The organism is Rhizobium ruizarguesonis, from assembly GCF_017357285.1.
In the GTDB taxonomy this organism is placed as follows: Bacteria; Pseudomonadota; Alphaproteobacteria; order Rhizobiales; family Rhizobiaceae; genus Rhizobium; species Rhizobium ruizarguesonis.
This window is the reverse complement of sequence record NZ_CP071680.1, coordinates 475,855-501,481: the sequence shown is the minus strand read 5'-3', so window position 1 is coordinate 501,481 and position 25,627 is coordinate 475,855. Positions and strand designations below refer to the sequence as shown.

The following is a 25,627-nucleotide window of genomic DNA, read 5'->3' as shown; positions in this document are numbered from 1 at the left end:
GTCAGATCCGAAACGCGATGGCAAGTCTACCGATCGGCCATGACCAGGTGGCCAGGTCCGACTTCGCGATAAGACGTGCTTGCAGGCTGATAGTCGACGGCACGCATCGGGCTCTTGATTTCGTCATTCGCCACCATCCGCTTTTCGTGGCGACGGTCGGGATCCGGCACGGGCACTGCCGCAATGAGTTTCTTCGTATAGGGATGCTGCGGATTTTCGAAGACCGCGGCCCGCGGGCCGATCTCGACGATCTCTCCGAGATACATCACCGCCACGCGATGGCTGACGCGCTCGACCACGGCCATGTCGTGCGAGATGAACAGGAAGGCAAGGTTGAGGCTCTGCTGCAGGTCGAGCATCAGGTTGATGACTTGCGCCTTGATCGAGACGTCGAGCGCCGAGACGCTTTCGTCGGCGACGATGACCTTCGGCTGCAAGGCAAGCGCGCGGGCGATGCAGATGCGCTGGCGCTGGCCGCCGGAAAATTCATGCGGATAGCGCGCGGCCATATCCGAGGACAGACCGACCTTCACCAGCAGATCGGCGACGACATCCTTTGCCTGTTTCGCGTTGCCCATCTTGTGCTCGAGATAGGGTTCGGCGATCGCCGCACCAACTGTCATGCGCGGATTGAGGCTGGCAAAGGGATCCTGGAAGATCATCTGCACGGATTTGCGCATCTCGCGCAGATCCTTCCTGTCGAGGCCGAGCACCTCCCTGCCCTCGACGAGAACGGAACCGGCCTGCGGCTCGATAAGCCGCATGATGGCGCGCCCGGTCGTCGATTTGCCGCAGCCGGATTCGCCGACGAGCGACAGCGTCTCGCCGGCATGAAGATCGAAGGAAACGTTTTCGACGGCATGCACCCGGCTGGTCAGCCGGCCGAACAGGCCGGAATGAATGTCGAAGCGCTTGGTGAGGTTCTTCACCTGCAGGACCGGTGTTGCAGCGACGGTATCGGCAACCTCGGCAGGAATGTCCGATTCACCCGTTGCGGTATTGACCACGGGAAAGCGCAGCGGCCTTTGCCTGCCCTGCATCGAGCCGAGCACCGGCACGGCTGAAAGTAGCGCTCTCGTATAGGGGTGTTTGCCGCGGTGGAAGATATCGGCGGTGGCGCCGCTTTCCACCTGTTCGCCGCGATACATCACCACCGTCCTGTCGGCGATCTCGGCGACGACACCCATGTCATGGGTGATGAAGAGAACGGAGGTCCCCTCCTCGTCCTGCAGCATCTTGATGAGATCGAGGATCTGGCCCTGGATCGTCACGTCGAGCGCCGTCGTCGGCTCGTCGGCGATCAACAGCTTCGGCCGGCTGGCGAGCGCCATGGCGATCATCACCCGCTGGCGCATGCCGCCGGAAAAACGATGCGGATATTCGCCGAAGCGCGAGGCAGCCGAGGGAATGCGGACCTTTTCCAGCAGCCTTATCGTTTCGGCTTTGGCATCGGCCCTGCTCATATCGGAATGGCAAAGCAGTGCTTCGGATATCTGGTCGCCGATGGTGAAGAGCGGATTGAGCGATGTCATCGGCTCCTGGAAGATCATCGCCACCTCGTTGCCGCGCACCTGCCGCATGGCATTTTCCGGCAATGCCAGGAGGTCGCGTCCGCCGAGCATGACGCGGCCCTCGACGCGGCTGGTATCCGCCTGCAGCAGCCGCATGATCGAGAGAGAGGTGACGCTCTTGCCCGAGCCGGATTCGCCGACGATCGCCACCGTCTCGGCCGGCGCCACCGTGAAGGAAACATCGCGCACGACCGGTTTCCAGACGCCGTCCACCAGGAAGGAGGTCGTCAGACCTTCGACAGAAAGAACGTCGGTCGTCGTCTGGATCGGTTGGGTTTGGACACTGGCCATGGTGGTTCCTCTAGCGACAGATGAGCGTCGGCGGATCAATCCGGCCAGCGCAGCGCACCGTCGAAGCGGTGCCTGCTGCGGTTCTCGATCGGCGTTGCGATGATCTCGTTGGAGGCGCGCGCCTTGTCGAGTTCCTGCGCCAGGCGCTCCGCGACAATCTTCTCCTCGCCCGGGTGCAGATTGCACGGGTCGAGGTAGAAATAGCGGTGCTCCACCTCGTGATCGCGCACGATGATCGGCGGGCTGCCCTTGGCAAGCGCATCGGCCAGATCCCAGGCGGTGATATGGGCTTGCTCGGGATCGACGATCAGGCGCAGCCGATCGAGCGGATTATTGGTCGGATCGGGCTCGATCAGCGCTGTGAGGCCAGGGCGGCCGTCGAGCGTGCGCTTCCACAAGTTGAGATAGCCGGTCTCGCGTTCCCGGATGCCGGCATGGTCGCGGTTTTCCCAGGCTTCGAGTGCTGCCATGACGCCAAAGATGCTCTCCTTGCCGACCTTCATGCCGCGGCCGATGCCCATATTCTGCAGGAAGGCATGGCGCACCAGCTCCTTCCTGCCGGCAACGATGCCCGAGGTCGGGCCGCCGAGGAATTTGTGGCCGGAATAAAGCGCGATATCCGCGCCCTGTTCGAGAAAGATGCGCAGGTCATATTCCGAGGCCGCATCGACGATGACCGGCACGCCCTTGGCATGGGCGATCTCGACGAATTCCTTGAGATTCAACAGGCCGTAGTCGACGACATGGTGGGAGACGATATAGACGGCGGCGGCGGTCTTGTCGGTGATGGCGTTTTCCACGTGGAAGCGATGCGTCGAGGTCGCCTGCCCGACAAGAACGACCTTGCCGCCGGCAAGCCGGATTGCCTGGTCGACCGGGGCGCCGTAGCTGACGACATGGCCCATCTGCACCAGCACTTCGTTCTTCTCCGACACGACATCCGGCAGCCTCTCGATCGCCAGCAGATTGTTGCCGGTGATTGCGCCGGCAACGGCGAGCGAAATACCGGCCGAGCAGGAGGCGGTGACGAAGCCCGCCTCGCCGCCGGTCAGCCGGGCGATGACGGCGCTTGCCTTGCGCTGCAGATCGTTGATCTCGACGAAGTGCGGCAGCATCGATGCCATCGCGCTGATCGCTTCTGGAACGACGATCGAGGCGCCGAGGCTGGTCATGGTGCCCGATACATTGATGACAGGGCGAAGGCCAAGCGACGGGCGGATATCAGTGGACATGGAGATCTCCAGGATTCTGGGTCGAAAAACGAAACATGGGGCGGTCGATCAAGTGTGTCGAGTTCCCGTCAGCCGTGCAAGGCGACGATCGCCTCGATCTCGACGGTGATGTTGCCGGGCAGCGAGCCGAAGCCGACGGCCGAGCGGGCATGTTCGCCGGCCGGCCCGAAGACTGCAATCAGCAGATCCGAACAGCCGTTGATGACGCTCGGATGATCCTCGAACTCAGGCACGGCATTGACCATGCCGAGCAGCTTGACCACCCGCTTGACCCGGGTGAGATCACCGAGCGCATCCTGCATGACGGCAAGCAGGTTGATGCCGGTCAGCCGCGCATGGCCATAGGCCTCCTCGACACTGATGCCGGCGCCGACCTTGCCGGCATGCATGAGGCCGTCGGCCTCGCGCGGTCCCTGGCCGGAGAGGTAGAGCATGTTGCCTTCGATTACGTGCGTCACGAAATTGGCGATCGGCGGCGGCGGCGGCGGAAGCGCAATACCGAGGGCGGCAAGCCGTTCGTAAGGCGAGTTCTCGACCTTGCCGGCGGCGGTGGGAAACTGATTCACGCAAACTCCTGTCATGCAATTTTCGATTTAGCGAATTTCGATTGGGCCAACGCTTGGTCGGCGGATTAAAGATCCTTGCGAAGTCTTGGATCGAGCATGTCCCTGAGGCCATCGCCGACCATCTGCAGCGACAGCACGGAGAGGATGATGGCGACGCCCGGAAACAGCGTCATCCAGTCCGCCTGGCCGATATACTGGCGGCCGGCAGCGATCATCGTTCCCCAGGTCGGTATTTCGGGGCTGACGCCGAGGCCGAGGAAAGACAGGCCGGCTTCGGCAAGCATGGCGCTGGCGAAGAGGAACGTCGCCTGCACAAGGATCGGCGACAGCAGATTGCGCAGCACATGCCGCGTCATGATATGGAAGGTCGAGATGCCGAGCGCCCTCGCCGCCTCGACATAGGGCAGCTCGCGAATGACCAGCGTCGAAGCGCGAACGATGCGGGCAAGGCGCGGCGCATAGACGATCGATAGCGCGATGATGACAGTGGTCAGCGACGGGCCGAGGGCAGCAACGAGCGCGATCGCCAGCAGAATATCCGGAAACGCCATCATCGCGTCGATCAGCCGGGCGATCGGCGTGTCGAGCTTCTGGAAGAAGCCGGCAAGCAGGCCGAGCGTCACGCCGATCACGGCCGACAAGGTCACGACCGCAACACCGACGAGCAGCGACAGGCGGCCGGCGAAGATGGTGCGTGAGAAGACGTCGCGGCCGAACTCATCCGTGCCGAAGACAAAGGTGCCGCTCGGCGGTTTCAGCCGGTTGACGATGGAAAGCTTCGACGGCGAATAGGGCGCGACAACAGGCGCAAAGACTGCCAGAAGCACGAAGATCGTCAGGATCAACAGGCCGCAGGCAACCGTCTTGCGCTTCAGGAGGCGCCTGGCGAATTTGCTGCCCTCGCCTTCGGCTGATTTGATTGCAATATCGGCCATCAGTAGCGCACCCTCGGATCAATCAGCAGATAGAGCATGTCGATCGCAAAATTGATCAGCACATAGAGGGCGGCGATGACGAGCAGCGCGCCCTGGATGACGGGATAGTCACGGCGCAGGACCGCCGAGACGACGAGATTGCCGACACCCGGCAGGCCGAAGACGGTCTCGGTGACGACGGCGCCTGAAATCAGCACCGCCGCCGTCAGGCCGATCACAGTCAGGATCGGGATCAGCGCATTCTTCAGCGCGTGCTTGAGGATGACCCGGCGCTCGATCAGCCCCTTGGCGCGGGCGGTGCGGATATAGTCGTCGCCGAGCACGTCGAGCATCGACGCGCGGGTGAAACGCAGGATCAGCGCGGAGGAAACGATGCCGAGCGCAAAGGCCGGCAGCGTCAGATGATACATGCGCTCGAAGAAGGTCGAGCCCGGACCGCCATAGCCCGAGACCGGGAAGAGGTTCAGCCTGACGGCGAAGAACTGCATCAGGATCAGGCCGAGCCAGAAGCTTGGAATGCTGGCGGCAAACATCGCGAGCGTCGTTGCCGCCTGGTCGACAAAGGAGCCGCGCCGATAGGCGGCATAAATACCGATCGGCAAGGCGATGATGCTGGCGATTGCGAGCGAAAATAAAGTCAGGAAAAAGGTCGGCTCGGCCCGGTCGAGCAGAGCCGAGGTGACAGGCATGTTGAGGAAGATCGACTGGCCGAGATCACCTCTCAGCATCTGGCCGATATAATAGACATATTGCAGGGCGAGCGACTGATCGAGGCCGAGCCGGGCCCTGAGGTCGGCAATATCCTGCGGCGTCGCATCCGGCCCGAGCATGACGGCGGCCGGATCGCCCGGGGTCACGCGCACGATGACGAAGACGATCGTGACGACGAGAAACATCACGACGATCATGCCGAACAGGCGCTGGAGGATGTAGCGTATCATGAATGCCTGGCAAACCCTTGCAGATGCTGCAAAAAAGAAGACCGGTACCGGCCAGGGATGGCCGGCACCGGTGGCGATGCTTACTTCTTGATCGAAGCATTCCAGAAATACGGCCACGGAGCCGGATCGACGCCTTCAAGCTTGGTCGATTCCGCCGAAACGGCGTTGAAGTCGCCGATCTTCATGAAGGGGGCGTCGGCATAGATCGCCTTCTGGACATCGGCCCAGAGCGCCACGCGCTTCTTCGGATCGACTTCCGAGGTGAAGGCATCGACAGCGGCCTTGCGGGCCGGCGTATCCCACCAGCCCGGCGAGCTGGTCGAGAGCGAGCCGATGAGGGCAGGCTCCGGCAGGAAGGGGCTATGGGTGATGTAGATATCCCAGAGCTTCGGATCGGTGCGGCGCTGCGTCAGCGTCGCCCAATCCACAACCTGCATATCGACGGTGAAGCCGGCAAGCTTCAGATATTCGGCGGCGACCTGCGCCATCTTGTAGTGGAACTCGTACTGGCGGCTGGTCAGGATACGGATCGGCTCGCCATTGTAGCCGGCCTTCTTGGCGGCAGCCGCCGCCCCTTCCGGATCGGCGACGTTATAGGCGCCCTCGACGCCAGCATCCGTCGACCAGGCAAAGGTCTTGGGATAGATGGCGCCGTCGAGCGCATAAAAATCCTTGCTGCCGAAAGCCGCGGCCAGCATGTCTTCCATGCTGAGCGCCTGGCGAATCGCCTTGCGAACCTCGACATTCCCAGCACTCCCCTCCTTCGTGTTGAAGACGAAGACGGGATAACCGAAGGGCTTCAGGATGATCGGCTGCGAGGCGGTGGAGGCCTTCAACTTGTCGTAGGATTCCACAGGGATCGAGTCAACATAATCATACTGGCCGGAAACGGCGGCTTCGACGCGGGTGTTCGGATCCGGCACCGGCACGAAGCGGATCTCATCGAGATATTGATGACGGGCGCCGCCGTAACCATTGCTGTCGCCTTCGCGGGACTTATAGCCATCGAAACGGACGAGCTGGATATACTGGTCGGCCTTGCGCTCCTTCAGCATATAGGGACCGGTGCCGATGAAGTCCTTCATCGGCTCGTCCTGCTTTTCCGACGGGATGATGATCGCGGCCGAATTGTTGAAGGCGAGCAGCGAGGTCAGCGGCGCATAGGGCTGCTTCAGCGCAATCTTGACGGTCGCCGGATCGACGGCGGTAACGGATTCGATGAAGCCGGCCACCTGCTTGCCGCGCGAGGCGATCTTCATCCAACGGCCAAGCGAGGCGACGACATCTTCCGAGGTCATATCGGTATTGTCGTGGAACTTGATGCCGGTCCTGAGCTTGATCGTATAGGTTTTGCCGTCGGCGCTGATCTCAGGCAGGCTTTCGGCCAGAAGCGGCGTGACGTTCCAGCTCTTGTCGAAGGTGTAGAGCGTTTCGAAAATGTGCTGCGTGACGATGCCGACCAGATCGGCCGTCGACGACATCGGATCGAGCGTCGGCGGTTCGCCGATCGTCGCGACATTGATGACGCCACCCTTTTCCTGGGCAAGGAGTGTCGAAGGCAGGGCGACGAGCGCAGTGCCGAGAAGGAATGCGACCAGTGTTTTCATGTGATGGCTCCCGCTTAGTTCCACAATTATGTAATTCATCTTTTTGTAACAGAATAGGAGATGGATCGATCCTGTCAAGCACGAGCGACGGATTATGCCTGGGGCGGATACCCGGACGCCGGAAAAATACACAATCTTCGGCTGCGCCCGCCTGCACCACGGCCGCGCATTGTGCCAAGGTGAGGCGATCGCCCTGAGTCAAGCTTCAAGGGAACGGGAGAACAGGATGAGCATCGATTTCAACGACGGAAAATGGCTGAACGAGCCGGCTCAATGGCGGGCGGCCGACGCAGGTCTCACCCTGACGACCGACGAGAATACCGATTTCTGGCGGGAAACCCATTATGGCTTCACCCGCGACAGCGGCCATTTCCTCGCCTTTCCCACCACCGACGGCTTCACCGCGCAGATCCGCGTCCAGGGCGAATTCCGCACCCTCTACGACCAGGCCGGCCTGATGGTGCGCATCGACGAGAAACGCTGGGTGAAAACAGGCGTCGAGTTCACCGACGGCGAAGCCTTCCTCAGCACCGTCGTCACCGACGGCAAGTCCGACTGGTCCGTGGCGCAGCCTTTCAGGGAATTGGAGGATTTCTACATCCGCGTCACCGTCGCCAACGGCGCGATGCGCATCCAGGCTTCGCGCGATGGCAGTTTCTGGCCGCTGCTGCGGCTCGCCCCCTTCCCGGCTGCCGATCACTACGAGGTCGGACCCACGGCCTGCACGCCTGAGCGCAGCGGGTTGGCAGTCCGCTTCTCCGAATTCTCGATTGGGCCGGCAATTACCAGGGATCTGCATGATTTGAGCTAGAAGAGCGTCCCTTCACGGCTCTACCGAAAGAACAAGATCAAATGACTGCGAGTGCAGCGCAGCACACTTGACAAAGACAAGCTGCCTGTATTTTACTCAAGCCTGCGGAATAGGCAAAAGGCCGGCCGCATTGACATGACTCCGATAGTCTCTGGGCAGTTTCGCCCCATGACGCCTCATCGCTCGATGGGACCAGCGTCGTGGGGTTTTTGATGTGGTCACTTCATGAACGACACGCTGAAAATCGGCATCCTCTATTCGACCACCGGGCCTTACGGCTCGATGGGCCGCGACGCGCGCGACGGCGCCGATTTCGCGATGGCCGAATATGCCGGCGTCGAAGGGCTGGCGATCGAACCCGTCTTCTTCGATCCGCATGCCGATCTTGCCGCCTATCTCGATGGCGCGCGCCATCTTCTGCGCGCCGGCTGCCGCCATATCGTCGGCACGATCACCTCTGCGGCACGCAAGGAAGTCATCCCGCTCGTCGAGAAACATGACGGCCTGCTCTGGTACATGTGCCCCTATGAAGGCTTCGAGGCCAACGAGAACGTCATCTATGTCGGCGGCTGTCCCAACCAGCATCTGCTGCCGCTGTTCGAGCACCTGATCCCGCGTTTCGGCGCAAGGCCCTATCTCGTCGGCGCAAACTATGTCTGGGGCTGGGAGATGAACCGGCTCGGCCGCGAACTCATTACCAATGCCGGCGGCGAAATACTTGGCGAACGCTATCTTCCGCTTGAGGAGACCGCCGTCGAGCGCATTGTCGCCGAGATCGCACAACGCCGCCCGAGCTTCATCCTCAACAATCTGATCGGCCCCTCGAGCTACGCCTTCCTGGAGGCGATCAAGGCCCTCGGTGATCGCGACCCGGCCTTCCGCGCGGAAAACTGCCCGGTGGTCAGCTGCGACCTGATGGAATGCGAACTCGACGATATCGCCGCCGGAGCTGCTGCCGGCCAGCTTTGCGCCGCTTCCTATTTCGACAGTATCGCGACCCCCGAAAATGCCGCCTTCAAGGCCCGTGTCACTGAGCGTCACGGCGCCGAGCGGCGTGTCTCCAGCGTCTTTGCCAGCGCCTATACGGCCGTCCGGCTCTGCGTCGACGCGATCGTCGCTGCCGGCGGTGACGAGCCCGACGCCGTCCGGCGCGAGCTCTACAATCGATCCTGGCCGACCCCGTTCGGCACGCTTTCGATCGACCGCGAGACCAATCATGCCGCCCTGCCCTTCCATCTCGGCCGGATCAACGCCGACAACGGCTTCGATGTCGTCGCCTCACGGCCGCCGCTCGCTGCCGACCCCTATCTGACCGGCCGCAACCGCCAGGCCTTTCCACGGCTAAGGGTGGTGTCATGAGAGAGACACCCAATTTCACCGGCTGGCAGGCGATGGTCCTGCATCGCGAGGACGGCAACACCGAAAAGCTGATCCGCCAGCTTCGCCTGCTCGGCATCCATGCAACGCTGCAATGGGCGCCGCTTTCGGCTGCGGCACTGCCCGATCTCGTCATCGTCGATGCCGACCAGGGCTGGGACGATCTGCTGCCCTGGAACGGCGAAACGCCTGCTTGCCCCGTCGTCGCCTTGCTTGGTTCGGAAGCGCCCGGCCGCATCGCCTGGGCGCTCGGACAGGGTGCCGGCGCGATCATCGCCAAGCCGATCGCCACATCGGCCGTCTATCCGGCGCTTGTCATGGCCGTCTCCATTCATCAGGAGCGCAGGGCGACTGCGGAAAAGCTGCAATATCTCGAAGAGCGCGTCCGGCTGCGGCCGCTTGTTCACGCCGCCGTCGAAAAGCTGCAGGCCGCACACGGCATCGACGAGGAGAGCGCTTACGCAATCCTGCGCAATTGCGCCATGCGCCGCCGCCTGCCGATGGAGCAGATATCAGCCTTCATCCTGGCGGGTGCCGAACCCCTGCCGGAGGCGGGCTGATGCATGTGCTGAAACAGATGATCCGCCAGCCGACGGCCCTCTTCGGCCTGATCGTCGTCACACTCGTCATCGGGCTCGCCATCGCAGCGCCGTGGATCGCGCCGTTCAGCCCCGACGAGCAGATGTTTGACGGCCTCTCGCTCGAAGGCGCGCCGCTGCCGCCGGGCGGTCCCTATCTGCTGGGCACCGACACACTCGGCCGCGACCTCTTCTCGCGCCTGCTCTTTGGCGCCCGCACCTCGCTGATCATCGGCCTTGTCGCCAATGGCATCGCGGTAGCAATCGGCCTCTTCGTCGGCATCGTTGCCGGTTATCTCCGCGGATTGCCGGGCAACATCCTGATGCGCTTCACCGATCTGATGATGGCCTTTCCGGCGCTGCTGCTCGCCATCGTGCTGGCGGCCCTTTTGAAGCCGAGCCTCTGGATCGTCGCCATGGTGATCGCGCTGGTCAACTGGGTGCAGGTCGCCCGCATCGTCTATACCGAGACTCGCGGCCTGGTGGAGCGCGATTTCATCATGGCCGAACGCTCGCTCGGCGCCGGCCATATGCGCGTGCTCTTCATGCATATCCTGCCGCATCTCATGCCGACGGCAATCGTCTGGGGAACGCTCGGCATCGCCACCACCGTGCTGCTCGAGGCCACACTCTCCTTCCTCGGCGTCGGTGTCCAGCCGCCGCAGCCCTCCTGGGGCAACATCATCTTCGAGAGCCAAAGCTATTTCCAGGCCGCTCCCTGGCTGGTCTTCATTCCGGGCGCGATCATCCTTCTGACGGCGCTTTCCTTCAATCTGGTGGGCGACGCGCTGCGCGACATTCTCGACCCGACCCAGCGCGGGAGGGGCTGATGGCGTCACTCATGCTGCGCCGGCTGGCGCAGGCGGCCCTCATCCTGCTCGGCGTCGCTGCCATCACCTTCGTGCTGCTCTACGCCCTTCCGGCCGATCCGGCCCGCATGATCGCCGGCCGCAGCGCCACCGCCCAGACGGTCGCCAACATCCGCCATGAGCTCGGCCTCGACCAGCCGCTGCTGGTCCAGTTCGGCACCTATCTCGGCAATCTGCTGCACGGCAATCTCGGCCGCTCCTATGCGCAGAAGACCGATGTCTGGACGCTGATCGCCGCCCGCCTGCCGGCGACGCTGACGCTGATGCTTGCCGGCATCTTCGTCGAGGTGGTGCTCGGCCTGACGCTCGGCACCATCGCCGCCGTGCGGCGCGGCGGCTTCGTCGACCGGCTGGTGATGATGGCCAGCTTTGTCGGCACCTCGGCGCCGCAGTTCCTCGTTGCCCTGCTGCTGCTCTACCTGCTGGCGGCAACGCTCGGCTGGTTTCCGATGAGCGGCTACGGCAGCTTCTCGCATCTCGTCCTGCCGGCTGTAACACTCGGCATCTGCGGCGCCGGCTGGTACGCCCGCATGGTGCGCTCGTCGATGATCGACGTGCTGAACCAGGATTATGTCCGCACGGCGCGCGCCAAGGGCCTTTCCTCGAAGCGCGTCATCCTGCGGCATGCGCTGCCCAATGCCGTGCTGCCGATCATCGCGATGATCGGCATCGATATCGGCCAGTTCATGGGCGGCGTGGTCGTGGTCGAAGCGGTCTATGGCTGGCCCGGCATCGGCCAGCTCGCCTGGCAGGCGATCCAGCAGGTCGATATCCCGATCATCATGGGCGTCACGCTGACGTCGGCGCTGGCCATCATCATCGGCAACCTGCTTGCCGACCTCGTCGCGCCGGTCATCGATCCGCGCATCCGCACACGCTGACAGCAACCAAAGAAGGGGAACCAAGATGTTCAAACGCTGGCTGCAACAGACGACCATGGCAACGATGGTGGCGCTCGCCCCATTGTCCGTCATGGCCGAGGAAACGCCCAAGCAGGGCGGCGATATCGTCGTCACCTACAAGGACGACATCACCACGCTCGACCCCGCGGTCGGCTACGACTGGGTCAACTGGTCGATGATCAAAAGCCTTTATTCCCGCCTGATGGATTATGCGCCCGGCACGCCGAACCCGGTGCCCTCGCTTGCCGAGAGCTTCACCGTTTCGCCCGACGGCTTGATCTATACCTTCAAGCTGCACAAGGGCGTGAAGTTCTCGAACGGCCGCGAGGTCGTCGCCTCCGACGTGAAATATTCGATCGAACGCGCCGTCGACCCGAAGACGCAGGGGCCTGGCGCCGGCTTCTTCGGCGCCATCAAGGGCTTCGAGGATGAAACCGGCGGCAAGACGACGACGCTCTCCGGCATCGAGACGCCGGATGACAGCACCGTCATCTTCAATCTCTCGCGTCCCGACGCCACCTTCCTGCACGTGCTTGCCATCAACTTCGCCTCGGTCGTGCCGAAGGAAGCCGTCGAGGCGGCCGCCGGCGACTTCGGCAAGAAGCCCGTCGGCTCCGGCACCTTCATCCTGAAGGATTGGACGATCGGCCAGCAGCTCGTTTTCGAGCGCAACAAGGATTATTTCGTCAAGGGCGTTCCCTATATCGACAGCTTCAAGGTCGAGGTCGGCCAGGAGCCGCTCGTCGCATTGCTGCGCCTGCAGAAGGGTGAGGTCGACATTGCCGGCGACGGCATTCCGCCGGCGAAATTCCTCGAAATCAAGAACTCGGCAGACGGCGCACAGATGATCGTCGACGGCGAACAGCTGCACACCGGCTACATCACGCTGAACACCAAGGTGAAGCCCTTCGACAACGTCAAGGTTCGCCAGGCGCTGAACATGGCAATCAACAAGGACCGCATCACCCGCATCCTCAACGGCCGCGCAACGCCTGCCAACCAGCCGCTGCCGCCGCTGATGCCGGGCTACGACAAGGCCTTCACCGGCTATGCCTATGACGTGGCAAAAGCCAAGGCGCTGCTTGCCGAAGCCGGCTATCCCGACGGCTTCGAAACCGTGCTCTACTCCACCAACACCGACCCGCAGCCGCGTATCGCCCAGGCGATCCAGCAGGATCTGGCCGCTGTCGGCGTCAAGGCCGAAGTCCGGGCGCTCGCCCAGGCAAACGTCATCTCGGCCGGCGGCACGGAAGGCGAAGCGCCGATGATCTGGTCGGGCGGCATGGCCTGGATCGCCGACTTCCCGGACCCGTCCAACTTCTACGGCCCGATCCTCGGCTGCGCCGGCGCGGTTCCGGGCGGCTGGAACTGGTCATGGTACTGCAACGCCGATCTCGACAAGCGCGCCGTTGCCGCTGACTCGATGTCCGACCCGGCAAAGGCAGCCGAGCGTACTGCCGCCTGGGGCAAGGTCTTCACCGACATCATGGCCGATGCGCCGTGGATCCCTGTGATCAACGAACGCCGCGTCGTCGCCAAGTCGCTGCGCATGGGCGGTGCCGACAACATCTACATCGATCCGACCCGCGTCATCAATTACGACGCGATCTACGTCAAGCAATAAGCCCTGAAGAAACAAAGCCTTCCCGGTCCACGCCGGGAAGGCGTCATAAAATCGAGGGAGATATGACATGTGCATCGCCTGCACCCACACCATCCACCGCGCCCAGCATAATTTCGGCTGGAACAAGGATTTCGCCCCCGCCGTCGTCGCCAAGCCTGGCGAGACGATCCACTTCGAGTGCATGGATTCATCCGGTGGCCAGATCGGAAGCGACGCGACGCTGGAAACGCTGAACGCGCTCGATTTCGGCAAGATCAACCCGGTCTCCGGCCCGGTCTATATCGAAGGCGCGAAACCCGGCGATGCGCTGAAGGTGACGCTACGCAAGTTCATTCCCTCGGGCGTCGGCTGGACGGCCAATATCCCGGGCTTCGGCCTGCTTGCCGACCAGTTCAAGGACCCGGCGCTGCATGTCTGGTCTTATGACGCCAACAGCATGGTGCCAGCCCTTTACGGTCCGGGCGGCCGCGTGCCGCTGAAGCCTTTTGCCGGCACGATCGGCGTCGCACCCGCCGAGCCCGGCACCCACTCCGTCGTTCCCCCGCGTCGCGTCGGCGGCAACATGGACATCCGCGACCTGACGGCGGGGGTAACGCTCTACCTGCCCGTCGAGGTCGACGGCGCGCTGTTTTCGATCGGTGATACCCATGCCGCCCAGGGTGATGGCGAAGTCTGCGGCACGGCGATCGAAAGCCAGATGAACGTCGAAGCGACGATCGAGCTCGTCAAGGACGCCAGGCTGCAGACGCCGCGCTTCACCACGACCGAACCGGTGACGCGCCATCTCGACGGCGCCGGCTACGAGGTCACGACAGGCATCGGCCCTGACCTGATGACCGGGGCGCGCGAAAGCGTCATGCGCATGATCGATCTTCTCGGCGCCGAACATGGCATGAGCGCCATCGATGCCTATCTGCTCTGCTCGGTCTGCGGCGATCTGCGCATCAGCGAGATCGTCGACCAGCCGAACTGGGTGGTTTCCTTCTACTTCCCGAGGATCGTGTTCGCGTGAACGAAGCCATGCCCGCCGCAGCACCGGTGCTCAGCCTTCGCAATCTGAGCGTCGATGCCCGCACACCCGAAGGCCGCAAGCCGGTGCTGCAGGATGTCAGCTTCGCGCTTGCAAGCGGCGAAACGCTCTGCATTGCCGGCGAATCCGGTTCCGGCAAGTCGGTCACCTCGCTGTCGATCATGGGGCTCTTGCCGAAGGCCTCGCTGAAGGTCGCCTCCGGCAGCGTGCTGCTTGGCGAGCGCGACCTGCTCAGGCTTTCCGACCGGGCGATGCGCAGCGTGCGCGGCGGCGATATCGCCATGGTGTTCCAGGAGCCGATGACCTCGCTGAACCCGGTCATGTCGGTCGGCAACCAGCTGACCGAGGCAATCCGCGCGCACCAGGGCAGCGACAATGCCGAGGCGGTGGCACTGAAGATGCTCGATGCCGTGCAGATCACCGAGCCGGCCCGGCGGCTGAAGCAATATCCGCACGAGCTTTCCGGCGGCATGCGCCAGCGGGTGATGATCGCCATGGCGCTCTCCTGCCGGCCGAAGGTGCTGATTGCCGACGAGCCGACGACGGCACTCGACGTCACCGTGCAGGCGCAAATCCTCAGGCTGATGCGCGAGTTGAAGCGCGAATTCGGCGCCTCGATCATCCTGATCACTCACGACATGGGCGTTGTCGCCGAAATGGCCGATCGCGTCGTCATCATGCAGAATGGCAGGATCGTCGAGCAGGGAACGGCGCTCGCCGTCTTCCAGCGGCCGAAGGAAGCCTATACGCAGCAATTGCTGGCCGCCGTCCCGCGGCTCGGCGCGCTTGCCGGCACCGATCATCCACCGCGCATCACGCAGCGCGCCGTCGAGACGCTGCATCCGGACCGCACGCCGGTTCTGAACGTGCGCGACCTCACCGTCACCTATGGCAATGCCGCAAGCCGGTTTTTCAAGGGCAAGCCGCCGGTTGCAGCCGTAGACGGCGTCTCCTTCGATATCCTGCCGGGTGAAACGCTAGGTCTCGTCGGCGAAAGCGGCTCGGGCAAATCGACGACAGGCAAGGCCGTGCTCGGCCTCATCCCCTTCAAGGGCAATGTCCTGATCGACGGCCGCAATATCGCCGGCCTCAGCCAGCGCGAGATGCGGCCCGTGCGCCGCTCGGCGCAGATGATCTTCCAGGATCCCTATGCCTCGCTCGACCCGCGCATGGCCGTCGGCAAGGCGATCGGCGAACCGATGCTCATCCACGGCATCGGCAACCACAGCGAACGGCAAGACCGCGTCGCCGAACTGCTGCGCCGGGTCGGCCTGACGCCTGATGCAGCGACGCGCTATCCGCACGAGTTTTCAGGCGGCCAGCGCCAGCGCATCTGCATCGCCCGGGCGCTGGCACTGGAGCCAAAGCTGATCGTCGCCGACGAGAGCGTCGCAGCGCTTGACGTCTCCGTCCGCGCCCGGGTGCTCGACCTGCTGCTCGAACTGCAGGAAACCATGGGGCTCGCTTATCTCTTCATCTCCCACGACATGGCCGTCGTCGAGCGCATGTCCCACAACGTCGCCGTCATGCGCGCCGGCCGCATCATCGAAACCGGCACGCGGCGGGATATCTTCGAGAACCCGAGGGATGACTATACCCGCGCGCTGATCGCCGCGGTTCCGATCCCCGATCCGGAGGTCTATCGCGGCAGGGAAGCGCATGCGTGATTGAAGGTTTGAGACTGACTAGAATGTCGACGAGGAGCGCCTCGTCGGCTGACCGCGTTTCGTAAAAGAGACGCGCCGCCGCGCCGGTCGCAGGATTGTCATTTTCGAGGTGACATCAGCCCCGTTCTCTGCGAAAAAGAGCGCGATGAGAGACAGGGGCGTTCGTCGACCGACGGGCTGAGAAGCACCCTTCGAACCTGAACCGGATAATGCCGGCGGAGGGAGTCGCTCGGGGTCGCGGCACAGCCCGCACGAACCGCCCCGTGCCCGCCCCCGCCTGAAAGGGGCCACATGCAGACCAAGACCACACCAGGAGCGATGCTGAAGGCGATGCGCGAGAAGCCGCCGCTCGTTCAATGCATCACCAATTACGTCGCCATGAACATCGCCGCAAATGTTCTGCTTGCATCAGGCGCCTCGCCCGCCATGGTGCATGCCGCAGAAGAAGCCGGCGAGTTCGCCGGGATCGCCAGTGCGCTGACAATCAATATCGGCACGCTGTCGACGCAATGGATCGACGGCATGCAGGCGGCGGCGAAGGCGGCGACGTCAGCCGGCAAACCCTGGGTGCTCGATCCGGTCGCCCATTATGCCACTGCCTTCCGCCGCAACGCGGTCGCCGACCTCCTGGCGCTCCGTCCAGCCATCATCCGCGGCAACGCTTCCGAAATCATCGCGTTGGCCGGCGGAGAGAGCCGTGGCCAGGGGGTCGACAGCCGCGATCCGGTCGAACAGGCGGAAGGTTCGGCGCGATGGCTCGCTGAGCGTCAGCGGGCGGTCGTCGCCGTTACCGGCGCCGTCGATTTCGTCACCGACGGCGAGCGGGCCGTGCGCATCGAAGGCGGCTCGGCCTTGATGCCGCAAGTCACAGCACTCGGCTGCTCGCTCACCTGCCTCGTCGGCGCCTTTGCCGCGACGGCACCTGAGGATATCTTCGGCGCGACGGTTGCGGCACTTGCAACCTTTGCCATCGCCGGCGAGGAGGCAGCACTTGGGGCGGCCGGCCCCGGCTCCTTCTCCTGGCGCTTCCTCGATGCGCTGGCCGCGCTCGACGCCGAAACGCTTGACGCCAGGGCAAGGATATCGGCCGCATGAAGGCCTTCGACCTTTCGCTCTATCTCGTCCTTGACCCCGATCTCTGCGCCGGGATCGGCATGGTCGAAACCGCGCGCCTTGCCGTTGCCGGCGGCGCCACCATGGTGCAACTGCGCGACAAACATGCCGGCACCATCGGGATGATCGAGACCGGCCGTGCCTTGAAACAGGCGCTGAATGGGACCGGCGCCCTTCTCATCGTCAACGACGATGTCGAGGCGGCAATCGCCATCGGCGCCGACGGGTTGCATATCGGCCAGGAGGACATGGATGCGATGAGAGCGCGGACGATGATCGGCCCCGACATGATCCTTGGCCTGTCGGTCGAGAACGAGGCGCTCGCCGGTGCCGTCGATCCTGATCTCATCGACTACACCGGCGTCGGGCCAGTGTTTGCGACGCCGACCAAGGCCGACCACAAGCAGCCGATCGGTTTTGACGGTCTTGCCAAGCTGGTGAAGGCCTCGCCAGTGCCGTCGGTCGCGATCGGCGGGCTCAAGGCGGATCATGTCGCCCAAGTGTTCGCCGCCGGCGCCAAGGGGCTTGCCGTCGTTTCCGCCATCTGCGGCACGCCCGACCCGGAAGCGGCCACGCGCCGCATCGCCGCAGAAATTCGAAAGGTCAGCGCATGATCCGCAACGTTCTCTCGATCGCCGGCTCCGATCCCTCGGGCGGCGCCGGCATCCAGGCCGATCTCAAGGCCTTTTCCGCCCGCGGCGTCTACGGCATGGCGGTGCTGACCGCGCTGACGGCGCAGAACACGCAAGGTGTCAGCGGCGTGCATCTGGTGCCGCCGCAATTCGTCGCCGACCAGATCAATGCCGTCTTTGCCGATGTCCGCGTCGATGCCGTCAAGATCGGCATGATCGCCAATGCCGGCATCGCCGATGCCGTTGCCGGTGCGCTGTCGGACCACCGCGACATTCCGATCGTCATCGATCCGGTCATGATCGCCAAGGGTGGAGCCGCCCTGCTTGCGCCCGAAGCGGTCGACGTATTGACCCGCCGGCTGCTGCCGCTTGCCACACTTCTGACCCCGAACCTGCCCGAAGCCGCCGCCCTGCTGCACCAGCCGGTGGCGACAAACCGCGCTGACATGGCGGCGCAGGCCGAGCGCCTGCGCGCACTTGGCCCGGTCGCGGTGCTGGTCAAGGGCGGCCATCTCGACAGCGACGAGAGCCCTGACGTGCTTGCCACGGCCGCCGGCCTGCACTGGTTCGAAGCCAGGCGCGTGCCGACCAAAAACACCCACGGCACCGGCTGCACGCTGTCCAGCGCGCTGGCGGCCGAACTCGCCAAGGGCGCTTCGGCGCAGGAGGCGGTCGCCATCGCGAAGGACTACCTCGCCGGCGCGGTCGCGGCTGCCGGAAGCCTCACCGTCGGCTCCGGCCACGGCCCGGTGCAGCATTTTCATGCGCTCTGGAAACACGGCATATAAGCGCTCGCTCAGCGAACATGCCGCCAATCGAAAACGGCCCGGCCTTCCCGGGCCGTTTTTGCGTTCGGCACCTACTTTGCGTTGAAACCGCGGCGACTGCGTCGGGTCGTCCCCTTGCCCCTTTGAAAAACCCTGTTGACAAGCCCGGCCAGATGGCCAAGTCTATGACACTAAAAGGGGATACATTCCGCAATAACGGAATAACTGGAGGAGTGACAGGTGCCAGACCTGCTTGTGAGCTTATACTCCACTGAGCTCGCCGACCTGAAACAGAAAGCCGACGATATCGGCATCACCATCCGTCCGGCCCTCCCCCCGGAACTGCATCTCATCGCCAACTGGGTTCGCGAACAGTTCAGCGAGAACTGGGCAAGCGAAGTCACAGTCGCCTTCTCCCGCCAGCCCGTTGCCTGCCTGATCGCCGTTGAAGGCGGCAAGCTCCTGGGCTTTGCCTGTTATGACACGACGGCGCGGGGCTTCTTCGGCCCGACCGGCGTCGACCCGCAAGCGCGCGGCAAGGGCATCGGGCTCGCCCTTTTTTCCGCCTGCCTTCAGACCATGAAGACGCTCGGCCACGCCTATGCCTTCATCGGCGATGCCGGCCCGGTCGATTTCTACGCCAAGACCGCAGCCGCAATCGCCATCCCCGCCCCCGACAAGGGCATCTACGAAGGCATGCTGAGAAGCACGCCGAAATGACCATCTGATCCCGGAGTTACAGAATTGTCCTCGACCCCGCTCGCTCTTTTCGTCGGCCTTCCGAATCCCACTATTTCGGATGATGAATTCGCCCTCTTTCGCGAAACCAATCCACTCGGCCTGTTCGTCGGCCGGCGCAATCAGCGCGAGCCGGAGCAGACGAGGCGGCTGATCGACCGCTTCCGCGAAGCCGTCGGCCGCGACGACGCGCTCGTCTTCACCGACCAGGAAGGCGGCCGCGTCCAGCATCTCGATGCCGGCCCCTGGCCGCTCTTTCGCAGCTTCGGCCAGTTCGCCGAACTTGCGCGCCGCGATTTCGATCTCGGCAAAAAAGCATTGCGCCTTTCCTCCCAGGCCATGGGCGCGATGATGACGGAACTCGGCCTTTCCAGCGGCTGCTCGCCCGTTCTCGACCTCGTCTTCGAGACGACGAGCGCGGTCATCGGCGCCCGCTCCTTCGGCCCTGATCCCGATTTCATCGCTGCCCTCGGCCGCGAGGTGGTCGATGGCCTGCTCGAGACCGGCAACATGCCTGTTATCAAGCACATTCCCGGCCATGGCCGCGCGACGCTCGACTCCCACAAGGAGCGTCCGGTGGTCGACGCCAGCCGCGAGACGCTCACCGCGACCGATTTCAAGCCCTTCGTGGCGCTGAAGGATACGCCCTGGGCCATGGTCGCCCATGTCGTCTACTCGGCCTATGACGCCGAGCTGCCGGCGTCCGTCTCGCCTGTTATGCACGACGTGATCCGCAAGGACATGGGCTATGAGGGCGTGCTGATTTCCGACTGCATCTTCATGCAGTCGCTCTCCGGCACCCTGCCGGAACGCGTCAAACAGGTGCTCGACGCAGGCTTCGACATCGCGCTCCACAGCCACGGCGACATCCCGGAAAGCGAAGCAGCCGCCAAGGCCGCCCGCCCGCTGACGGAAGCCGCCCTCAAGCGGATCGCTGCCGGCAAGGCCCGCCTCGGCAATCTCAAGATCGATGTCCGCGCCGCTCATGCAGAAGTCGAAGACATGTTTGCAAGCGCGCTGGTCTCCTGACCAGCGCCTCATCTCTCACCGGATAAAAAAAGGGGAATAAGACATGAAAAAATATCTTCTTGCAGCCGCAGCATTAACGCTGCTTTCGGGATCCGCCGTGGCGCAGACGATCCTCACAGTGAATATCGAACCGGCGACGACCTGGGTTCGCAACTTCAACCCGTTCAACCAGACCTCGTCGCGCCAGTCGACGCTCGACTTCATCTACGAGCCGCTGGTCGTCTTCAATCGCTTCGACAGCAACAAGCCGGTCTATCGCCTGGCTGAAAGCTTCAAACTCTCCGACGACCTGAAGAGCATCGATTTCAAGCTGCGTCCGAACCTGAAATGGTCGGATGGCAAGCCGCTGACAGCAGCCGACGTCAAGTTCACCTATGATTACCTGAAGAAGTTCCCGGCGCTCGATTTCGTCAGCATCTGGACCTTCATCACCGATGTCCAGGCCGTCGACGGCCAGACGGTCCGCTTCACGCTCGCCAATCCGAGCTCGCTTGCCGCCGAGCAGATCTCGCAGCTGCCGATCGTTCCCGAACATGTCTGGAAGGACGTTGCCGATCCCGTCACCTTCGCCAACGAGACCCCGGTTGGCAGCGGTCCGCTGACGGAGGTGCCGCGCTTCACCGGCCAGACCTACGACCAGTGCCGCAACCCGAACTACTGGGATAACGAGCACCTGAAGGTCGATTGCATGCGCTTCCCGCAGCTTGCCGACAACAACCAGATGCTGACCGCAACGGCCGACGGCACGCTCGACTGGGGCGTCTCCTTCATTCCCGATATCGACAATGTCTATGTTTCCAAGGATCCGGCGCATTTCCACTACTGGTATTCGCCAAGCAGCATGGTTGCCTTCCTGTTCAACCTGGAAACGGCGAACGAGAACAACAAGAAGGCCTTCAACGATCTGAAGTTCCGCCGGGCTGTCTCGATGGCGCTCGACCGCAAGACGATGATCGATGTCGCCGGCTACGGCTATCCGACGCTGAACGAAGACCCCGGACTGATGGGCGAGCTCTACAAGAGCTGGGCGGACCCGTCCGTCAAGGCCGACTTCGGCAAATTCGCAACCTATGATGCCGATGCCGCCAAGGCCCTGCTCGACGAGGCGGGCTACAAGGACAAGGACGGCGACGGTTTCCGCGACAATCCCGACGGCACCAAGATCTCCTTCTCGATCATCGTCCCGAGCGCCTGGACGGACTGGATCGACACCGTCAACCTCGCCGTCGAAGGCATGCAGGCGGTCGGCATCGACGCCAAGATCGAAACGCCGGAGGAAGCCGTCTGGACCGGCAACCTCATCAACGGCACCTTCGATGCGGCGATCAACAGCCTGCCGGCATCGGCTTCGCCCTATTACCCCTACAAGCGCGCCTTCAGCGCCTCGGACAAGGGCAAGACCCGCTTCACCGCGCAGCGCTGGTTCAACCCGGAGGTCGAAAAACTCGTCACCGAGTTCACCCAGACCGCCGATCTTACCAAGCAGAAGGACGCGATGAACAAGGCGCAGCGCATCGTCGCCGAAAACATGCCTGTGATTCCGGTGTTCAACAATCCGAACTGGTATCAGTACAACACCAAGCGCTTCACCGGCTGGTCGACCAAGGAAAACCCCTTCGTCAATCCGTCGATCTCGCGGACCAATCCGGCACGCCTGCTGAACCTCCTGGCCCTCGAGCCGGTCAAGTAAGCATCGCAATCCTCGGGAGCGGCGTAAAGCGCCGCTTCCGTCACGACGGAGTTCCCATGGCTTTCCTGCTTCGCCGCCTCGTCTTCTACATGGCAGCCTTCATCGCGGCAGCGACGATCAATTTCTTCCTGCCGCGTCTGATGCCGGGCGATCCGGTGCAGATCATGTTCTCCAGCGCCGGCACCGAATTGCCGCCGGAAAGCCTGCAGGCGCTGAAGCTCACCTTCGGCTTCGTCGACGGTCCGCTCTGGCAACAGTACCTCACCTATCTCGGCAGCATCTTCACCGGCGATCTCGGCCGCTCGATCAAATATTTCCCGCTGCCGGTCACATCGGTGCTCGGCCATGCGCTGGTCTGGACCGTCGGCCTGATGGGCACGGCGACGATCGTGAGCTTCGCGCTCGGCACCTTCCTCGGCATCGTCGCCGCCTGGCGCCGCGGCAGCAGGTTCGATGTCGTCGTCTCCGTCGGCGCGATCTTCGCCACCTCGGTACCGGCCGTCGTCACCTCGCTGATCGTGCTCTTCATCTTCGGCTTCACGCTCGGCTGGTTTCCGAACGGTTATGCCGCCGACCCGTCGCTCGATCCGGCCTTCAGCCTGCAATATGTCGGTAGCCTCGCCTATCATGGCATCCTGCCGATGGTGACGCTCTGCACTGTGCTGATCGGCGGCTTCACCGTCACCATGCGCAACAACATGATCAACCTGCTCGGCGAGGACTATATCGTCATGGCCCGCGCCAAGGGCCTTTCGGACCGGCATGTGATGCTCTGGTACGCTGCGCGCAACGCCCTGCTGCCGACCGTCTCCAGCCTTGCCATCGCCATCGGCACCATCCTTGGCGGCTCGCTGGTGACGGAGGTCGTCTATAACTACCCCGGCCTCGGCAATATTCTCTACCAGGCGATCCTCGCCCGCGATTACCCCGTCATTCAGGGCCAGCTCCTCATCATGACCGCGACCATGCTGATCGCCAATTTTATCGTCGACGTCAGCTATGTCATGCTCGACCCGCGGCTGAAGGGAGCGTGAGATGAAGACCCTGCTTCGAAACCGCAAGGCGCTCGTCGGTCTCGTCATCATCGCCTTCATCGTCCTCGTCGCGATCGCAGCGCCGCTGCTGACGCAGTACGATCCCGCCGCCCGCACCGGACGACCGCACCAGCCGCCGTCGCTAGACCATATCCTCGGCACGACCCGCATCGGCCAGGATGTCTTTGCCCGGCTGATCTACGGTGCCCGCACCTCGCTTGCCGTCGGCTTCGGCGCCGGCCTGCTGATCACGCTCGTCGGTACCGCGCTCGGCATCATCTCCGGCTATCGCGGCGGCAAGACCGACGAGATCATCAGCTTCTTCACCAATATGGTGCTGGTCGTCCCGAACCTGCCGCTGCTGCTCGTGCTTGCCGCCTTCATCGGCCAGGCAAGCCCCCTCGTCATCGCCCTCATCCTCGGCGCCACCTCCTGGGCCTGGGGCGCACGCGTCACCCGTGCCGAAACGCTCTCCGTCAAGCAGAAGGATTTCGTCAAATCGGCCGAGATGATGGGTGAGCCGCAATGGCGCATCATGACATTCGAGATCTTTCCCAACGTGATTTCAATCGTCGGCATCAATTTCATCGGCAGCGTCATCTTCGCGATCATTACCGAGGCGACGCTGGAATTCCTCGGTCTCGGCGATCCGAGAGCGATCTCCTGGGGCACCATGCTCTACAACGCGCAGAAGGCCTCGGCTCTTTCGGTCGGCGCCTGGTGGGATATCCTCACCCCCTGCTTCGCGCTCGCCTTCCTCGGCATCGGCATGTCATTGCTGAACTTCGCCGTCGACGAGATCGCCAATCCGCGGCTGCGCACCGGCAATCACCTGAAGCGCTGGTCCCTGCTCGTCCGTTCCGGGGAGGGCCGCCTGTGACGCAGCCGCTGCTGTCGGTGAGGAACCTCACCATCGACTATATCGGCGAGGAGAAGGATTTTCGCGCCGTGAACGATGTCAGCTTCGACGTCGCGCCCGGCGAGGTCTTCGGCCTTGCCGGCGAATCCGGCTGCGGCAAGAGCACCATCGCGTTTGCCATCAGCCGCCTGCACAAGCCGCCGGCGCTGATCCGCAAGGAGAGCCGCATCCTGCTCGATGGCCGCGACGTGCTCGGCCTCGACCGGCAGGCGCTCAGCGCCTTCCGCTGGCGCGAGGTTGCCATGGTGTTCCAGAGCGCCATGAACTCGCTGAACCCGGTGCTGCGCATCGAGGCGCAATTCTACGACATGCTGCGCACCCACAAGAACATGAGCCGTGCGGAAGCCCGCGAGCGCACCGCCGAGATGCTGACGCTCGTCGACATTGCGCCTGATCGCATGCGCGACTATCCCCACCAGTTTTCCGGCGGCATGCGCCAGCGCATCGTCATCGCCATCTGCATGGCGCTCGATCCGAAGCTCGTCGTCATGGACGAACCGACGACGGCGCTAGACGTCGTCGTCCAGCGCGAAATCCTGCAGCGCATCAACGAATTGCGCCGCAGCTTCGGCTTTTCCGTGCTGTTCATCACCCATGATCTCGGGCTGATGGTGCAGTTTTGCGACCGCATCGGCATCATGCTTGCCGGCCGGCTGGTGGAGCAGAACACGGCCGAGGCGATCTACAGGACGCCAAAGCACGACTACACGAAGAAGCTCTGGGCCTCCTTCCCCTCGCTGCATGGAGGAGTGCTGCTATGACCGACGCCATTCTCGCACTCGACCAGGTGACGAAGACCTTCGGCCATGGCTCCGGGGTCGTGCATGCGGCGCGCGCCATCTCTTTTTCGCTGCATGCCGGCCGGGCGCTGGCGTTGGTTGGCGAATCCGGCAGCGGCAAGACCACCTGCGCCCGCATGGCGATGCGCGAATATCTGCCGACATCGGGCCGGATTCTCTACAAGGGCCGGCCTGTCGAGGCGGCGAAATCCGCCGAGATCGCCCGCTACCGCCGCTCGGTGCAGATGATCTTCCAGGACCCCTTTGCCTCGCTGAACCCCGCCCACACCATCGCCCATCATCTCAGGCGGCCGCTGAAGCTGCATCGCCCGGAGATCAAGGGAGCCGAGATCGACGTCGCGGTCCGCGAATTGCTGCAGCGCGTCAGGCTCGATCCCGATCTCGTCGCGCCGAAATATCCGCATGAACTCTCCGGCGGCCAGCGCCAGCGCGTCAACATCGCTCGCGCCTTGGCCGTCAAGCCGGAGGTCATCGTCGCCGACGAACCGACCTCGATGCTCGACGTCTCGGTGCGCCTCGGCGTGCTGAACCTCCTGAACGAGATGAAGCGGGAGCTGAATCTCGGCCTGCTCTACATCACCCATGATATCGCCACCGCCCGTTACGTCGCGGAAGATATCGCCGTGATGTATGCCGGCCAGATCGTCGAATGGGGCAGCGTCGCCAAGGTGATCGACAATCCGCTGCATCCCTATACCCGGCTGCTGCTCTCGGCCGTGCCCGATCCGGATGTCCGCTTCGACGACCCGAAGGCCCGGCTGAGGCCCGACGAGGTGGAAGATATCCGCCGCCGTTCGGCCGTGCCGCAGGACGACATCGTCGAATTCGAGCAGGACCATTTCATGCGGATGATCTGAGGCCGGCTTGCTGGCCTCGTCGCGTGCCCTATGCTAGGGGACGGTCC

Annotated in this window: 24 protein-coding genes and 1 riboswitch; of the genes, 18 read left to right on the top strand and 6 right to left on the bottom strand. The window is 63.4% G+C overall.

Features of this window, described 5'->3' with window-relative positions:
• Positions 1 to 26: 26 nt before the first annotated feature.
• The 6 genes from J3P73_RS30435 to J3P73_RS30410 form a co-directional block, all read right to left on the bottom strand.
• The gene (locus J3P73_RS30435) at positions 27 to 1,862 is read right to left on the bottom strand and encodes an ABC transporter ATP-binding protein (protein ID WP_207580044.1); all 1,836 of its coding nucleotides are present in this window, start codon (positions 1,860 to 1,862) and stop codon (positions 27 to 29) included.
• Between the two features lie 35 nt (positions 1,863 to 1,897).
• Entirely contained in the window at positions 1,898 to 3,094 is a 1,197-nt protein-coding gene (locus J3P73_RS30430; protein WP_130699188.1) for an aminotransferase class V-fold PLP-dependent enzyme, read from the bottom strand.
• Positions 3,095 to 3,162: 68 nt separating this feature from the next.
• Complete coding sequence (locus J3P73_RS30425; RefSeq protein ID WP_024320046.1) at positions 3,163 to 3,675, bottom strand: RidA family protein; 513 nt, start codon at positions 3,673 to 3,675, stop codon at positions 3,163 to 3,165.
• A 50-nt stretch (positions 3,676 to 3,725) separates the two neighbouring features.
• Positions 3,726 to 4,595: an ABC transporter permease gene (locus J3P73_RS30420; protein ID WP_130666324.1), complete on the bottom strand. Its 870-nt coding sequence runs from the start codon at positions 4,593 to 4,595 to the stop codon at positions 3,726 to 3,728.
• On the bottom strand, positions 4,595 to 5,536 hold the full coding sequence (locus J3P73_RS30415; RefSeq protein WP_164034466.1) for an ABC transporter permease: 942 nt from the start codon (positions 5,534 to 5,536) through the stop codon (positions 4,595 to 4,597). The genes J3P73_RS30420 and J3P73_RS30415 overlap by 1 nt, the downstream gene beginning before the upstream one ends.
• An 80-nt stretch (positions 5,537 to 5,616) precedes the next feature.
• A complete protein-coding gene (locus J3P73_RS30410; RefSeq protein ID WP_018483465.1) occupies positions 5,617 to 7,143 on the bottom strand; it encodes an ABC transporter substrate-binding protein in 1,527 nt (508 codons plus the stop codon).
• Between the two features lie 226 nt (positions 7,144 to 7,369).
• Between J3P73_RS30410 and J3P73_RS30405 the strand changes: the two genes are divergently transcribed.
• The 18 genes from J3P73_RS30405 (at position 7,370) to J3P73_RS30320 (ending at position 25,580) form a co-directional block, all read left to right on the top strand.
• Positions 7,370 to 7,954, top strand: coding sequence for a DUF1349 domain-containing protein (locus J3P73_RS30405; RefSeq protein WP_024320042.1), 585 nt, complete (start codon positions 7,370 to 7,372; stop codon positions 7,952 to 7,954).
• 225 nt (positions 7,955 to 8,179) lie between these two features.
• Complete coding sequence (locus J3P73_RS30400) at positions 8,180 to 9,313, top strand: transporter substrate-binding protein (RefSeq protein ID WP_207580043.1); 1,134 nt, start codon at positions 8,180 to 8,182, stop codon at positions 9,311 to 9,313.
• Positions 9,310 to 9,891 (top strand): ANTAR domain-containing response regulator, encoded by a 582-nt coding sequence (locus J3P73_RS30395; protein ID WP_164567626.1) that lies wholly within the window; start codon positions 9,310 to 9,312, stop codon positions 9,889 to 9,891. Before J3P73_RS30400 ends, J3P73_RS30395 begins: the two co-directional genes overlap by 4 nt.
• On the top strand, positions 9,891 to 10,739 hold the full coding sequence (locus tag J3P73_RS30390; RefSeq protein WP_027690184.1) for an ABC transporter permease: 849 nt from the start codon (positions 9,891 to 9,893) through the stop codon (positions 10,737 to 10,739). The genes J3P73_RS30395 and J3P73_RS30390 overlap by 1 nt, the downstream gene beginning before the upstream one ends.
• On the top strand, positions 10,739 to 11,659 hold the full coding sequence (locus J3P73_RS30385; RefSeq protein ID WP_024320038.1) for an ABC transporter permease: 921 nt from the start codon (positions 10,739 to 10,741) through the stop codon (positions 11,657 to 11,659). The genes J3P73_RS30390 and J3P73_RS30385 overlap by 1 nt, the downstream gene beginning before the upstream one ends.
• A gap of 25 nt (positions 11,660 to 11,684) precedes the next feature.
• Entirely contained in the window at positions 11,685 to 13,304 is a 1,620-nt protein-coding gene (locus tag J3P73_RS30380; RefSeq protein ID WP_164567627.1) for an ABC transporter substrate-binding protein, read from the top strand.
• Between the two features lie 67 nt (positions 13,305 to 13,371).
• Complete coding sequence (locus J3P73_RS30375; protein WP_018071170.1) at positions 13,372 to 14,316, top strand: acetamidase/formamidase family protein; 945 nt, start codon at positions 13,372 to 13,374, stop codon at positions 14,314 to 14,316.
• Positions 14,313 to 16,001: an ABC transporter ATP-binding protein gene (locus J3P73_RS30370; protein ID WP_018071169.1), complete on the top strand. Its 1,689-nt coding sequence runs from the start codon at positions 14,313 to 14,315 to the stop codon at positions 15,999 to 16,001. Before J3P73_RS30375 ends, J3P73_RS30370 begins: the two co-directional genes overlap by 4 nt.
• 144 nt (positions 16,002 to 16,145) lie before the next feature.
• A riboswitch (TPP riboswitch) is annotated at positions 16,146 to 16,242 on the top strand.
• 50 nt (positions 16,243 to 16,292) lie between these two features.
• The gene (gene thiM / locus J3P73_RS30365; protein ID WP_018071168.1) at positions 16,293 to 17,096 is read left to right on the top strand and encodes a hydroxyethylthiazole kinase; all 804 of its coding nucleotides are present in this window, start codon (positions 16,293 to 16,295) and stop codon (positions 17,094 to 17,096) included.
• Positions 17,093 to 17,728 carry a thiamine phosphate synthase gene (thiE, locus tag J3P73_RS30360; RefSeq protein WP_018071167.1) on the top strand — a complete coding sequence of 212 codons (636 nt, stop codon included), beginning with the start codon at positions 17,093 to 17,095 and terminating at the stop codon, positions 17,726 to 17,728. The genes thiM and thiE overlap by 4 nt, the downstream gene beginning before the upstream one ends.
• Entirely contained in the window at positions 17,725 to 18,534 is an 810-nt protein-coding gene (gene thiD, locus J3P73_RS30355) for a bifunctional hydroxymethylpyrimidine kinase/phosphomethylpyrimidine kinase (RefSeq protein WP_018071166.1), read from the top strand. The genes thiE and thiD overlap by 4 nt, the downstream gene beginning before the upstream one ends.
• A gap of 219 nt (positions 18,535 to 18,753) precedes the next feature.
• A complete protein-coding gene (locus J3P73_RS30350; RefSeq protein ID WP_018071165.1) occupies positions 18,754 to 19,233 on the top strand; it encodes a GNAT family N-acetyltransferase in 480 nt (159 codons plus the stop codon).
• 24 nt (positions 19,234 to 19,257) lie between these two features.
• Complete coding sequence (locus J3P73_RS30345) at positions 19,258 to 20,280, top strand: glycoside hydrolase family 3 N-terminal domain-containing protein (protein ID WP_018071164.1); 1,023 nt, start codon at positions 19,258 to 19,260, stop codon at positions 20,278 to 20,280.
• A 43-nt stretch (positions 20,281 to 20,323) separates the two neighbouring features.
• Complete coding sequence (locus J3P73_RS30340; RefSeq protein WP_018071163.1) at positions 20,324 to 21,970, top strand: ABC transporter substrate-binding protein; 1,647 nt, start codon at positions 20,324 to 20,326, stop codon at positions 21,968 to 21,970.
• Positions 21,971 to 22,026: 56 nt separating this feature from the next.
• Positions 22,027 to 23,004: an ABC transporter permease gene (locus J3P73_RS30335; protein WP_018071162.1), complete on the top strand. Its 978-nt coding sequence runs from the start codon at positions 22,027 to 22,029 to the stop codon at positions 23,002 to 23,004.
• Position 23,005: 1 nt separating this feature from the next.
• Positions 23,006 to 23,884, top strand: coding sequence for an ABC transporter permease (locus J3P73_RS30330; protein ID WP_024320030.1), 879 nt, complete (start codon positions 23,006 to 23,008; stop codon positions 23,882 to 23,884).
• Positions 23,881 to 24,684, top strand: a complete 804-nt coding sequence (locus tag J3P73_RS30325; protein ID WP_018071160.1) for an ABC transporter ATP-binding protein — start codon at positions 23,881 to 23,883, stop codon at positions 24,682 to 24,684. Before J3P73_RS30330 ends, J3P73_RS30325 begins: the two co-directional genes overlap by 4 nt.
• Entirely contained in the window at positions 24,681 to 25,580 is a 900-nt protein-coding gene (locus J3P73_RS30320) for an ABC transporter ATP-binding protein (RefSeq protein ID WP_018071159.1), read from the top strand. The genes J3P73_RS30325 and J3P73_RS30320 overlap by 4 nt, the downstream gene beginning before the upstream one ends.
• The last annotated feature ends 47 nt before the right edge of the window (positions 25,581 to 25,627 follow it).

Bases quoted from the DNA above. Each gene is read 5' to 3' on its own strand.
- J3P73_RS30435 (WP_207580044.1), bottom strand. From the start codon at position 1,862: ATGGCCAGTGTCCAAACCCAACCGATCCAGACGACGACCGACGTTCTT.
- J3P73_RS30430 (WP_130699188.1), bottom strand. From the start codon at position 3,094: ATGTCCACTGATATCCGCCCGTCGCTTGGCCTTCGCCCTGTCATCAAT.
- J3P73_RS30425 (WP_024320046.1), bottom strand. From the start codon at position 3,675: ATGACAGGAGTTTGCGTGAATCAGTTTCCCACCGCCGCCGGCAAGGTC.
- J3P73_RS30420 (WP_130666324.1), bottom strand. From the start codon at position 4,595: ATGGCCGATATTGCAATCAAATCAGCCGAAGGCGAGGGCAGCAAATTC.
- J3P73_RS30415 (WP_164034466.1), bottom strand. From the start codon at position 5,536: ATGATACGCTACATCCTCCAGCGCCTGTTCGGCATGATCGTCGTGATG.
- J3P73_RS30410 (WP_018483465.1), bottom strand. From the start codon at position 7,143: ATGAAAACACTGGTCGCATTCCTTCTCGGCACTGCGCTCGTCGCCCTG.
- J3P73_RS30405 (WP_024320042.1), top strand. From the start codon at position 7,370: ATGAGCATCGATTTCAACGACGGAAAATGGCTGAACGAGCCGGCTCAA.
- J3P73_RS30400 (WP_207580043.1), top strand. From the start codon at position 8,180: ATGAACGACACGCTGAAAATCGGCATCCTCTATTCGACCACCGGGCCT.
- J3P73_RS30395 (WP_164567626.1), top strand. From the start codon at position 9,310: ATGAGAGAGACACCCAATTTCACCGGCTGGCAGGCGATGGTCCTGCAT.
- J3P73_RS30390 (WP_027690184.1), top strand. From the start codon at position 9,891: ATGCATGTGCTGAAACAGATGATCCGCCAGCCGACGGCCCTCTTCGGC.
- J3P73_RS30385 (WP_024320038.1), top strand. From the start codon at position 10,739: ATGGCGTCACTCATGCTGCGCCGGCTGGCGCAGGCGGCCCTCATCCTG.
- J3P73_RS30380 (WP_164567627.1), top strand. From the start codon at position 11,685: ATGTTCAAACGCTGGCTGCAACAGACGACCATGGCAACGATGGTGGCG.
- J3P73_RS30375 (WP_018071170.1), top strand. From the start codon at position 13,372: ATGTGCATCGCCTGCACCCACACCATCCACCGCGCCCAGCATAATTTC.
- thiM (WP_018071168.1), top strand. From the start codon at position 16,293: ATGCAGACCAAGACCACACCAGGAGCGATGCTGAAGGCGATGCGCGAG.
- thiE (WP_018071167.1), top strand. From the start codon at position 17,093: ATGAAGGCCTTCGACCTTTCGCTCTATCTCGTCCTTGACCCCGATCTC.
- thiD (WP_018071166.1), top strand. From the start codon at position 17,725: ATGATCCGCAACGTTCTCTCGATCGCCGGCTCCGATCCCTCGGGCGGC.
- J3P73_RS30340 (WP_018071163.1), top strand. From the start codon at position 20,324: ATGAAAAAATATCTTCTTGCAGCCGCAGCATTAACGCTGCTTTCGGGA.
- J3P73_RS30335 (WP_018071162.1), top strand. From the start codon at position 22,027: ATGGCTTTCCTGCTTCGCCGCCTCGTCTTCTACATGGCAGCCTTCATC.
- J3P73_RS30330 (WP_024320030.1), top strand. From the start codon at position 23,006: ATGAAGACCCTGCTTCGAAACCGCAAGGCGCTCGTCGGTCTCGTCATC.
- J3P73_RS30320 (WP_018071159.1), top strand. From the start codon at position 24,681: ATGACCGACGCCATTCTCGCACTCGACCAGGTGACGAAGACCTTCGGC.